This is a genomic window from Paraburkholderia sp. HC6.4b (genome assembly GCF_014200875.1).
Lineage (GTDB): Bacteria > Pseudomonadota > Gammaproteobacteria > Burkholderiales > Burkholderiaceae > Paraburkholderia > Paraburkholderia tuberum.
Genome location: NZ_JACHDC010000037.1, coordinates 1 through 11,892 on the forward strand (window position 1 = coordinate 1; position 11,892 = coordinate 11,892).

An 11,892-nucleotide genomic window follows, 5' to 3' on the forward strand; every position below is an offset into this window, starting at 1 on the left:
CGCGCGTTCTTCCGCACTCAAATGCTTGTAGTTCTTCTTCATCGCAACACCCTACCTCATTCAAGGTGTTGCACTTGGAACTAGAGACTAAGGTGATACGAGCAGGGTTCCAATCCACCCGAAATGGATATCAATCACTGGTGGGATGCGCACCGCATATCCCCCACGAGACGATCGCCATCGAAAGCAGCGCCAACACAACCCCATTCATTCTCGTCTTGGATAGTCGACAAGACCTAATTGCTGACGATCTTCGCGGCACTGTCGAATGTCTCATTATGGCCGACCTGAGCCTGATGCGGTAGGCATAGACCGGTCCGAAGCCGCCGCGCACTGTTTTGCAGAACGGAGGTCCCCCTTCTGCGTGGAAGTGCCGTTCGCATAACCGCCGCCAGCAGGATCCCCTTTGAGTCGTGGAACAGCGTCGTCGATGCAAGCGACGATTACTCACGACCAGAATCGTTGGGGTAAGTCGCACCTAAGCCGCCTGTTACGCCCGGTAAGTTCGCGAGTCGTCACCGGTAACCCGGTGATCGCGCTTGGACTGTATAGTGCACGGCTGACATCGAGAGCGAAAACATTCCCATGAAGCAGTGATGAGCAGAAAGGTCGCCTGCTTGGCGTTTGACTTCGCTTTCCAAACTTCACCACCCATAGGGGACAGTCTTTGAAACGCCTCGGTCTTGCGCTCATCGTGGCGTTGCTACGCACGTTTTCCGTACTTCCTTACAAATTCGTCGCAAGGCTCGGGATGGTTGTCGGCACTGCGTTGTATGCGCTTCCGAGCCGCCGCAAGCATATCGTCCTGGTGAACTTGTGTCTTTGCTTTCCCGAGAAGACTAGCCGCGAACATCAGAAGCTCGCAAGAGCTCACTTCCGCCACGTTGTTCGCAGCTATCTCGAGCGAGGCATCCAGTGGTTTGGCAGTGCGCAGTCGATCCGGGATCTCGTCCAGATTGAAAGCAAAATTGATCTCGATGACGATGCAGCCCCGCCCACCATCTTCATGGGTTTTCACTTTGTGGCCATTGAGGTCGGCTGCATGCTCTACTCGACACACTTCCCCGTCGCCTCACTGTATACGCGTATGTCAAGCACAGCCCTATGCGACCTGGCCAAGCGGCAACGCGGCAGATTCGGAGCAGAGATGATCGAGCGCGCGACAAGTGCCAGAAAGATAGTGGGATTGTTGCGTTCCGGCAAACCAGTCATGCTCGCGGCGGATATGGACCAGGGCGTTCACAACTCTGTTTTTGTCCCATTCTTCGGCGTTCCCGCCTGCACGCTCACAGCCGTTTCGCGGCTCGCGAGACTGGGTCGTGCGCGGGTTGTTCCCTTCGTGACTGAGGTACTCCCGAATTATCAAGGGTATAAGTTGACGATTTTCGAGCCGCTCGCGGACTTCCCATCGGAGAGTGATGTGGACGACGCGCGCCGCATGAATGCGTTCCTTGAGGAACAGGTCGTCAAATTTCCCGAGCAGTATTACTGGGTGCACCGACGTTTCAAGCACCGACCGCCGGATATGGCATCGGTATATTGACCGGTTCGCTTAGTCATTGAGCCTGCAGGCAGCGCTTGCCGGCATCAACGTGTTGTGTGTTTTCAAAGTTTGCATAGCCAGGCCTTTTCCTGCTCGCCAATGGAATGGCGGTTTTTGCGGGATGCAGCGCTACGCCAAAGCACCTACGAGGAGGTTCTCAGGTGCAAAGACATGCTTACGTGCCCCTGCAAAGATACGGTTTAAGTTTCATGAGAAATTCCTGGGTCTCCGCCTTGGCCTTCTGAAGGTCTGCGGCCCTTCCGAGGCACGCCTTGTAGTGCCGCTCATCGCAGATGACATAACAGGCACCAAGGGGCCTTTGACAGCGCAGCTCCACGGAGTGCATTTCAAATACGGACAAGGACATAGGCGTGTCGACGATCTATTTGAAGTTGCTGCCTAGATTGGCTAGCATCCAGATAGATACCGTGCTCGGGGTTGTCCGTATGTGGGCGACAGCCCAAAACCTCAACTGCCCTCGATCCCCTGGGACACGCCCAAAGCGGCGCCCCGCCTCAGCCCGCCTTGCACACCTCGTGCAACGCGTTGAGGCGCCGCACCGGATCCGCGACATACGGATTCGACTCGTCCCACGCGTAACCGGCGAGCACCGCGCAGATCATGCGGCGGATCGGCGTCACCTGTTCCGGGTAGTAGATGATGTCCTGCAGCTCGCCCGTGTACCAGCGCTCGACGAATGCGCGGAACGTATCGATGCCCTTGCGCAACGGCACGTCGTAATCGGCTGACCAGTCGACCGGCGCGCCGTCGAGCTGCCGGTTCAGCGCGCGCGCCGCCAGATGCGCGGAGCGCAGCGCGATCGTCACGCCCGAGGAAAACACCGGATCGAGAAACTCGCCCGCATTGCCGAGCAGCGCATAGCCCGGCCCATGCAGACTCGCGACATTCGCTGCGTAGCCGCCGATCTGCCGTACCGGCATCAGGAACGGCGCCTGCCCGATCAGCCGGTTCAGCGTCGGCTCCTGCCGGATCAGCGCGCGCAGCGTCGCCTCGCGCTGCGTTTCGGGCACGTCGAGAAAACTCGCCTCGGCGACACATCCCACCGAACAACGGCCGCCCGCGAGCGGAATCATCCAGAGCCACACGTCGCGACGCTCGGGATGCGTCGCGATGCAGATCTTGTTGCGATCGATGTCGTCGAGCGCGAGCCCGTCGCGCACGTGCGTGAACAATGCGGCGCGGGTCGGCATGCGCGTCGGCGCCTCCAGCTTCAGCAGGCGCGGCAGCACGCGCCCGAAGCCGCTCGCATCGAGCACGAAACGCGCTTCGACCCGATACGCGCCGGCACTTTCATCGACGACGTCGAGCACCGGTGCCGCGCCCGTGCGCACCGCGCTCACGGTGTGGCCGAACCGCACCTCGGCACCCTGCGCGGCCGCGCAGCGAATCAGCACGTCGTCGAACAGCGCGCGCTCGACCTGGTACGTGGTGCCCCAGCCCGGCGAATGCTTGTCACGAAAATCGAACGACGAGCTCTGGTCGCGATATACGAAGTGCGCGCCGTTCTTGTACTGGAAGCCCGCCTCGACGACGGCCTGCAGCATGCCGGCCTCCTCGAGGTACGCCATGCTTTGCGGCAACAGGCTCTCGCCGATCGAGAAGCGCGGAAAGTGCTGACGCTCCAGCACCAGCACCGAGCGGCCCGCCTTACGCAGCAGCGCGGCGGCCACCGCGCCGGCGGGACCCGCGCCGATGATCGCGACGTCGACCACGGTCCGCTTTGAAGAATCGCTGTTCAAATCACCCCTCCAACGGTTTGCGTGCGTTGCCGCGCCGTATGCGAGCCTCGCCACGCTTCGAACATCAGGCTCGCGCAACTCCCGCCGAACCCGAAAGAAACGGACATCGCCGAGTCGATGCGCGCGTCGCGCGTCACGCGCACGAGCGGCATGTCCCGCACTTGCGGCTCCGGCGTATCGACCAGCGCGGTCGCCGCGATGAAGCCGTCGCGCATCATCAACAGCGTATAGATCGCTTCGTGCGCGCCGCACGCGCCGAGCGAATGCCCGGTCATGCCCTTGGTCGACGAAAACGCGGGCAACCCTTGCGCCGATGCACCGAACACGTCGCGCAACGCGTGCAGCTCTTCGAGATCGCCGAGCGGTGTGGACGGCGCATGCGTGTTCACGTAGTCGGGACGCCGGCCCGCCTGCTCGAGCGCGCCACGCATCGCGCGCGCGATGCCGGCCGCACGCGGCGCGACCATGCCCGCGCGATCGGTGCAATCGCCGAAGCCGCTCAGCTCCGCGTAGATGCGCGCGCCGCGCGCGAGCGCATGGTCGAGCGCTTCGAGCACGAGCACGCCGCCGCCCGACGCGATCACGAAACCGTCGCGCTGCGTGTCGTACGGCCGCGATGCACTGTGGGGCGTGTCGTTGAAGCGGCGCGACAGCGCGCCCATCGCGTCGAACATCAGCGTCGTGTTGTCGTGCAGCGCTTCGCTGCCGCCCGCGAGCACGATCTGCTGGCGGCCGTTCTGGATCAGCTGCATCGCCTGCCCGATCGCGAGCGCCGACGTCGTGCATGCCGATGACGGCGAATAGCTGACGCCTTCGAGCCCGAACATCTGCGCGACGTTCGCCGACGCGGTGCTGCTCATCGCATGCGGCACCGTGAACGGCGGCACCTTGTCGACGCCGCGCGTGTGCGCGATCGCGAGCGCCGCGTCGTAGCTCGCCATCGTGCCGACGCCCGAGCCGATCACGGCACCCGCGCGCGGCGACTGCAATGAAGCGAGGTCGAGCCTTGCATCGTCGATCGCGCATCGCGCCGCGTGGCACGCGAAGCGCGCGGTGTCGCCCATGAAGCGTTCGAGCTTGCGCTCGAACGGCGCCTCGTGCGCGACCGACGCCACGCCCGCGACTTGCGATGCAAGCCCGCGCTCGCGCCATGCATCGATACGCTCGATTCGCGAGTGCCCCGCGCGCAACGCCGCGCAGACCTGGTCGAGCGTATTGCCGAGACACGACACGATGCCCATGCCGGTCACGACCACGCGTTGCAGGCCTGTGCTCATCGAACGCGCCGGAATATCAGCGACGTGTTGATGCCGCCGAACGCGAAGTTGTTGCTCATCACGTACTCGGCGTCGATCGCGCGCGGGCCGCCGACGATGTAATCCAGCGGCGCGCAAGCCGGATCGACGTAGTCGAGATTCAGGGTGGGCACGTACCAGTTGCCCTTCATCATCTCGATCGTCCACCACGCCTCGATCGCGCCGCACGCGCCGAGCGTATGGCCCACATAGCTTTTCAGCGAGCTGATCGGCATGCGCGCGCCGAAGGTCTGCGCGGTCGCCTGGCTTTCGGCGATGTCGCCGCGATCGGTCGACGTACCGTGCGCGTTCACGTAGGCAATCGCTTCGGGCGGCAATTGCGCGTCGCGCAGCGCGAGTTGCATCGCGAGCGCCATCGTGTCGGCGGTGGGTTGCGTCATGTGCGCGCCGTCCGAGTTGCAGCCGAAGCCGACCACTTCCGCGTGAATCCGCGCGCCGCGCGCCAGCGCATGCTCGTATTCTTCGAGGACGAGCGTCGCCGCGCCCTCGCCGACCACGAGGCCGTCGCGCGCGGCATCGAACGGACGCGGCGTCAGATGCGGCTCGTCGTTGCGCGTGCTGGTCGCGTACAGCGTGTCGAACACGGCGACCGCGGGACCCGACAGCTCTTCCGCGCCGCCCGCGAGCATCAGCGTCTGTTTGCCGGACTGGATCGCCTCGTACGCATAGCCGATCGCCTGGCTGCCCGACGCGCACGCGCACGAGGTCGGGATGATGCGGCCTTTGAGGTCCCAGAACAGGCTCACGTTGACGGCCGTCGTGTGCGGCATCATCTGCACGTAGCTGTTCGACGTGACGTCGCTCATCAAACCGGTTTCGAGCATCGTGCCGAACGCGCGGATCGGCTGCACCGAGCCCGACGACGAACCGTACGCGACGCCCATGCGGCCATCCGCGATGCTCGTGTCGTCGGCGAGGCCCGCGTCGGCGAGCGCGAGTTCGCTCGCGCGCACCGAGTACAGCGACACCGGGCCCATCGAACGCACTCTCTTGCGCGGGTAATGCGCGGGGATCGTGAACCCGGGCAGCGGACACGCGAGCCGCGTATGCAGCGACTCGAAGTAATCCCACTCGGACATGCGCCGCACCGCGTTCTCGCCGCGCTTCAGGCGCGCTTGAACCGCGTCCCAGCTATCGCCGAACGCGGTCACGCCGCCCATGCCGGTGATGACGACGCGCTTCATCAGACCATCCCGCCGTTCACGCCGATCACCTGGCGCGTCACATACGACGCGCCATCCGACATCAGAAAGCTGACCACCGACGCGACCTCGGCCGGCTGGCCGACGCGGTTCATCGGCACGGTCTTCAGCGCGTGATCGAGCGTCACCTGTTCGAGCATGCCGGTTTCGATCAACCCCGGCGCGACGCAATTGACGGTGATGTTGCGCGACGCGAGTTCGACCGCGAGCGCCTTGGTCGCGCCGATCAGTCCCGCTTTCGCGGCGCTGTAATTGACCTGGCCGCGATTGCCCATCACGCCCGACACCGACGCGATCGTGACGATGCGGCCGCCCTGGCGCGCGCGCACCATCGGCATCGTCAGCGGATGCACGACGTTGTAGAAGGCATCGAGGCCGGTTTCGATCACGACGTCCCAGTCTTCTCCGGTGAGCGCCGGAAACGCCGCGTCGCGCGTGACACCCGCGCTGCACACGATGCCGTAGTAAGGACCGTGCGCGGCGACGTCGGCTTCGAGCGCCTCGCGGCACGCGGCGCGCTCGCGCACGTCGAATTGCAGCACGCGCGCCGTGCCGCCCTGCGCGGCGATGCCCGTCGCGACCGCGTCGGCTTCGCTGCGTCCGGTGCGGCAATGCACGGTCACGGCGAAACCGTCGGCGGCCAACTTGTACGCAATCGCGCGGCCGATGCCGCGGCTTGCGCCGGTAACGAGAACTCGCCGGCTCATGAGCTCATACTCCCTTCGATGAATGACTGAAAATCGGGCGGTTGAAACACCTTGATCACCGCTTCGGCACAGCGCGCGTCGCCGTCGTCGATCGTGCATTCGTAGGCACTGTGGCCTGCGTCGCTGCGCAGCAGCTCGCTCACGTGAACGCGCAAACGCGCGCCGCTTTGGAACACCGGCTGCAACGCCTGATAGCTGCGCGAGCCGAGCAGCACGCCGGGACGCGCATGGCCGCCGCCGCGCATCGCGACGAGCGCGATGTGCGCGGCGATCGCCTGCGCCATCAGCTCGATGCCGATCCACGCGGGCATCGCGCCGGCGGCGTCGGCATACCATGCGTGCGGGTCGACGTTGGCGATGGCGCTCAGCGTGGTGTCGGCGAACGTGTCGATCGCATCGAGCAGCAGCATGCTGCCGCGATGCGGGATGATCGCTTCGATCGGCTGACGCACGAGTTGCTCGACAGTGAGTGGCGGAGTCGTCATGCGCTTTACCGGGCGAGAATCAGGCTGACATTGCTGCCGCCGAACGCGAACGAATTGCTCATCGCGTACTGCGTGCCCGTGCCGCGCGGCAGATGGCGCGCGCCCGCGACGAGATCGAGCGCGGGCAGCGCGGGATCGGCCTCGCCGTCCCATAGATGCGACGGCAGCGTCGCGTTCTCGCGCGCGAGCGTGAGCCACGCGAAGCCGAGTTCGGTCGCGCCGGCCGCGCCGAGCAGGTGGCCGGTCAACGGCTTGGTGCCGCTCGCGGCGACGCCGCCGGGGAACACGCGCGCCATCAGATGCGCTTCCATTTCGTCGTTCTTCTGCGTGGCGGTCGCGTGCAGATTCACATAGCCGACCGCCGAGGCCGCGATGCCCACGTCCGCGAGCGCTTCGCGAAGCGCGAGTTCGCCCCCGACGCCCTGCGGGTCCGGCGCCGAAATATGATGCGCGTCGCTCGATTCGCCGAGGCCCGCGAGCCGCACCGCCGCTTCGTCGCGGCTCATCAGGAACACGGCCGCGCCCTCGCCGACGTTGATGCCGCGGCGATTGCGGCTCATCGGATTGGTGCGCGCGCTGCTGGTCGATTCGAGCGACGCAAAGCCCTGCACCGTCAATTCGCATAGCGAATCGACACCACCGACGACAACCGCATCGCATAGCTGCAATTGCAGCAGCCGACGCGCCGACGCGAACGCCTTCGCGCTCGACGTACACGCGGTCGAAATCGTAAACGCCGGCCCGTGCACGCCGAGCGCGGCGGCAGCGAACGGCGCGGCGGTGCCGATTTCCATTTGCCGATAGTTGAAGTTGGCCGGCAACGCGCCGGCTCGTGCGTGATAGACGAACGCGGTTTCGGCCGCCTCGATGCCCGACGTGCTGGTGCCGAGCACGACGCCGATGCGCTGCGGGCCGTAGCGCTCGCGCGCGGCTTCGAGCGCCGGCGCGATCTGCGCGAGCGCCGCGAGCAGCAGCCGGTTGTTGCGGCAGTCGTAGCGCGCAAGGTCGGCGCGCGGCGCGAGATCGAGCGGCGCGAGCACGCTGCCGACGAACGCGTCGCCGATGCCGGTATGCACATTGCCCATGCCGGGCGAGCGCGCGGCGGCGAGCGCCGGCGCGATCTCGTCGACGTCGCCGCCGAGCGCGTTGATCATGCCTAGCGCGTGCAAATAAACTGTTGGCGCTTTCATGCCGCCCTCCGTGGTTCCGATGACTTGCCCGAGCGCGCTGCCGATGGCATGCCGAGAGGCGCGAGCAGCACCGCCACCGCGATGCCGAGCGCGAGCGTGGTGCCGAAGCTTTTGAGCGCGGGCATCGCGCTCACGCCGAGCATGCCGAACGACAACAACGTGGTCGCCGCCGACAGCAGCACGCCGGTCCACACCGCGCCGAGATCGGCCTCTGCGCGCGCGCAGCCTTCGCGCAGGAACACCGCATAGTTTGCGCCGACGCCAAGCACCAGCATCAGCGCGAGCCAGTTGAACAGATTGAGCGGCACGCCCGCGTAGCCGAACACCGCCAGCGCGACGCCGACCGCGAACAGCACGGGCAAGGTCGTGGCGATACCCCCGCGCGCCCCATAGCGCAGCATCAGCAGCACGCACACGAGCACGAGCGCGCCGCCGAGCCACCAGCCGCTATCCACGCGATACGCGCCGAACAGCCTCGACACGCTCGCGGCCTTATCGACGAACACGACGCCGGGCAGGCCGCGCGCGAGCGCGATCAGCGCGGGCTCGTTGCGCGGCGTCACGCCTTGCGGGATCACGACGGCCGCGTAGCCAGGTTGATGAGCCCGATTCTTGTCGTTCGATCCCACCGCGTCGAGCCACAGATGCCGATACGGCTGCGACCACGGCGCCGCGAGCCAGCGCTCGACGGTCAGCGGCGCGGGCGGCTTGGCGAAGCCGGCGAGCCACGCATCGGCGACTTCGTCCTTGAAGCCTGCTTGCAGCAGCGTCGCACGCAACGCGGCAAAGTCGCCGAACACATGCTGCGCGAGCAGCGCGCGATCCTCGCGCTGACGTTGCGCGGACGGCACGAACTGCGCGACCGACTGGTAGCCGCCGACGCTATCGGCGCTGCCGTTCAGCGCATCGAGCTTCGCACCGAGCGCTTCGGCGCGTTGCAGCACCGCTTCCTGGGTCGCGCCGCGCACGACGAAAAACTGCGCGCTGTTATCGACGCCGACCGCCTCGCGCACCGTGTCTTCCTGCGCGGCCAGCGACGCATCGCGCTGGATCAGCAGATGGATGTCGTCGTCGCTGCTCAGACGCAGCCAGCCGGGCACCGACGCGATCAGCAGCAGCGCAGCGACCAGCCAAGCGCGCTTGCCGCCGAGCGCATGCTGCCAGCGCGCGAGCAGCCGCGCCGCGCCCGCGAACAGGCGCCGAGGGCTGTGCTTCGGCGCGCGCGTGAGCAGCGCGGGCATCAGCCACAGCACCGACGCGAACGCGGTCGTAATGCCCACCATCGCGAAGCACGCGATCTGCTTCAACGCGGGGAACGGCACCCACATCAGGATCGCGTAGCCGAGCAGGCTCGTCGCCAGCGCAACGCCCAGCGCGGGCCGTACCCTCCGCGCGCCGAGCCGCGCATCCCAGTCGCGGCCCGCGCCGAGATAGACGACGAAATACTGGATCGAGTAATCGACGGCCTCGCCGATCAGGCTCGCGCCGAACACGAGCGTCAACAGATGCAGCTTGCCGAAGACCAGCAGCGTCGCCGCGAGCGCGCAGACGATGCCGAGCGCGGTCGATACGAAGCCGAGCAGCAACAGACGCGGCGAGCGGAACACCCACATCATCAGCAGCGCGATGCCGGCGAGCGACGCGATGCCGATCACGTGCACCTCGCGTTCGGAAGCGCTGCGCGCGGCCTCGGCGTAGAACACGGCGCCCGTGCGTGCAACCGATACGTCGGGGAACGTCTGACGCAACGCGCTTTCCGCATCGGCGAGCGCGGCGTGTACCGCGCGCTGCGTCTTCGTTTCGTAGGCGGAGCCCGGCAGCGTCGCGATGACCAGCACGCTGGTCATGTCGCCATGCGCGTCGTGACGATGCGACACCAGCAGGTTGTCCTCGACTTCGAGATTCGACGTCGCGAGCGGCAGATTGCCGAGCCAGCGTTCGAGCCAGCCGAACGGATCGTCGGCGAGTTGCGTACTGAGGCCGCCTTGCAGCGGGCTGTAGATGCGCTGCGCGAGCATGTCGTGCAGCGTCGTCGCGCGCGCGGTCGCGAGCGCGGTGCGATCGGCCGGCGCGAGCAGGCCGAAGCCGTAAGGCAGATACAGCGCCGAGATCTGCGACAGGTCGAACGGCGGCAGTTCGGCCGTCACCGATGCGAATGCGCCGCTCTTTTGCAACGACGCGCCCAGCCGCTTCGCGGCCGCTTTCGCGTGCGCATCGTCGCGGCTCGTGACGAGCAGCACGGTGCGATCGCCGAGCGCGCTCGCGAGCGTGTCGACCGCTTTCTCGGCGACCGGGTCCGCTTCGGTCGCGGGCAGCAGCGCGAGCAGATTGGTTTCGAGCGGCGACGCTCCGGCGAAGCGCCAGCCGCAATACAGCGCCGCCAGCAGCGCGAGCACGAGCCATGCGGCGCGCACGCCCCACGCATGTTTCGCGGTCCGCTGCTGCGGCATGTCCATCACGGCGCTCCGAACAGGCTGCGCTCGTCCGGCGTCGGCTCGGCAACGGCCGTGCTGTTCGCGAACTCGAGCTTCGTCACATCGCCGTTCGCGAGCGTGATGCGCAGGTTTTGCAGATAATCGCCGCCGCTCATGTCGAGACCCTTGATCGATTGCGCGAGCTGCGGTTGATTCGGCGTGAGTCGCATGCGCCATTGCGCGGCGCTGCCTTCGGCGCTCACGTCGAACTGCGAGTACAGCGCCGACAGATCGCCGCCGAGCATCGCGCGCATCATCTTCGACACTTGCGCGACGCCGCGGCTGCCCTGCGCGCTTTGCGTGCTCACGCGGTGGCCGCTGGCGTCGAGCTGCGCGACGCCTGCGTCGGTGATCACGTAGGTGGCCTTGTACGGCGTGTCGATCCGCCAGATCACGCCGCGCTCGCGGAAGAACAGCAAGGTGCCGTTGCTGACGAGCGGCTGCTTCATCGCGGCAAGCGTCTGCGTCTGCGTGAATTGCGCGCGCACGCCCTTGGGCTGCGCGAGATGCGCGGCGATCTGCGAGACGAGCGCGGCGTTGGCGTTGCTGGCGGCGTTGGCGGCGTTGGCGGCTGGAGCCGTATTGCTGGCGGTGGCCGCATCGGCCGACGCCGCTGCCAAGGCAAGCGCCCCGATTGCGACGATCGCCCCCGCCAGCCGCAACACGAGCGCTCCCAGCGCGCACCGGTTCACCGTCCCCATACGCGCTCCAGCTTTTCGAATACGACCGGCGGCGACACGAACTGCAATTCCTCGGTGGCGGCATCGACGGCGACCTGGATCGTATAGCCCTTCGTGAGCCGCGCGCCCGATGCGCAATCGACGATTTCATAGCCTATTTTCAGGCGGTTTTCGTATTCGAGCAGTTGCGCGCGCACCTCGATCTTCTGTCCGTACACGGCGGCCCGCACGTACTTCAGATGCGCCTCGACGATCGGCCACAGATAGCCGGACGATCGCATCTCGCGATAGTCGTAGTCGAACGCGCGCAACAGGGCCGCGCGGCCCAACTCGAAGTACTTCAGATAATTGCCGTGCCAGCACACGTTCATCGCGTCGACGTCGTGAAACGGCACTTCGACGGTCGCGCTCGCGGCGAGCACGTGCTGCGTTTTCGCGGGCTCGCTCATGCGTTGACTCCTTGGCGATCGGCAGCGGCACCGGCATCCACATGCGCCGCGGCACTCGTAACAGCGCGTAGGTGCCGTACATCGTT

At 66.3% G+C, this 11,892-nt stretch carries 11 protein-coding genes; 2 read left to right on the forward strand and 9 right to left on the reverse strand.

Features of this window, described 5'->3' with window-relative positions; translation table 11 throughout:
* Positions 1-305, forward strand: a 305-nt coding sequence (locus HDG34_RS38745; protein WP_221309387.1) for a hypothetical protein, incomplete at its 5' end; no start/stop codon positions are given.
* A 362-nt stretch (positions 306-667) separates the two neighbouring features.
* Complete coding sequence (locus tag HDG34_RS37420; protein WP_184068707.1) at positions 668-1,543, forward strand: lipid A biosynthesis lauroyl acyltransferase; 876 nt, start codon at positions 668-670, stop codon at positions 1,541-1,543.
* A 515-nt stretch (positions 1,544-2,058) separates the two neighbouring features.
* Here HDG34_RS37420 and HDG34_RS37425 read toward each other — a convergent pair.
* The 9 genes from HDG34_RS37425 to HDG34_RS37465 are packed head-to-tail and all read right to left on the reverse strand — an operon-like array spanning position 2,059 to position 11,806.
* Positions 2,059-3,303 (reverse strand): NAD(P)/FAD-dependent oxidoreductase, encoded by a 1,245-nt coding sequence (locus tag HDG34_RS37425; RefSeq protein WP_184068710.1) that lies wholly within the window; start codon positions 3,301-3,303, stop codon positions 2,059-2,061.
* On the reverse strand, positions 3,300-4,580 hold the full coding sequence (locus tag HDG34_RS37430) for a beta-ketoacyl synthase (protein ID WP_184068713.1): 1,281 nt from the start codon (positions 4,578-4,580) through the stop codon (positions 3,300-3,302). The genes HDG34_RS37425 and HDG34_RS37430 overlap by 4 nt, the downstream gene beginning before the upstream one ends.
* Positions 4,577-5,803 (reverse strand): beta-ketoacyl-ACP synthase, encoded by a 1,227-nt coding sequence (locus tag HDG34_RS37435; RefSeq protein WP_184068716.1) that lies wholly within the window; start codon positions 5,801-5,803, stop codon positions 4,577-4,579. The genes HDG34_RS37430 and HDG34_RS37435 overlap by 4 nt, the downstream gene beginning before the upstream one ends.
* Positions 5,803-6,528 (reverse strand): 3-ketoacyl-ACP reductase FabG2, encoded by a 726-nt coding sequence (locus HDG34_RS37440; RefSeq protein ID WP_184068719.1) that lies wholly within the window; start codon positions 6,526-6,528, stop codon positions 5,803-5,805. The genes HDG34_RS37435 and HDG34_RS37440 overlap by 1 nt, the downstream gene beginning before the upstream one ends.
* Complete coding sequence (locus HDG34_RS37445) at positions 6,525-7,013, reverse strand: hotdog family protein (RefSeq protein WP_184068721.1); 489 nt, start codon at positions 7,011-7,013, stop codon at positions 6,525-6,527. The genes HDG34_RS37440 and HDG34_RS37445 overlap by 4 nt, the downstream gene beginning before the upstream one ends.
* Before the next feature lie 5 nt (positions 7,014-7,018).
* Positions 7,019-8,203, reverse strand: a complete 1,185-nt coding sequence (locus HDG34_RS37450; protein ID WP_184068723.1) for a beta-ketoacyl-[acyl-carrier-protein] synthase family protein — start codon at positions 8,201-8,203, stop codon at positions 7,019-7,021.
* Positions 8,200-10,659, reverse strand: a complete 2,460-nt coding sequence (locus tag HDG34_RS37455) for an MMPL family transporter (RefSeq protein ID WP_184068726.1) — start codon at positions 10,657-10,659, stop codon at positions 8,200-8,202. Before HDG34_RS37455 ends, HDG34_RS37450 begins: the two co-directional genes overlap by 4 nt.
* Positions 10,659-11,378: an outer membrane lipoprotein carrier protein LolA gene (locus HDG34_RS37460; protein WP_184068729.1), complete on the reverse strand. Its 720-nt coding sequence runs from the start codon at positions 11,376-11,378 to the stop codon at positions 10,659-10,661. Before HDG34_RS37460 ends, HDG34_RS37455 begins: the two co-directional genes overlap by 1 nt.
* Positions 11,366-11,806, reverse strand: coding sequence for a thioesterase family protein (locus tag HDG34_RS37465; RefSeq protein ID WP_184068732.1), 441 nt, complete (start codon positions 11,804-11,806; stop codon positions 11,366-11,368). The genes HDG34_RS37460 and HDG34_RS37465 overlap by 13 nt, the downstream gene beginning before the upstream one ends.
* Between the last annotated feature and the right edge of the window lie 86 nt (positions 11,807-11,892).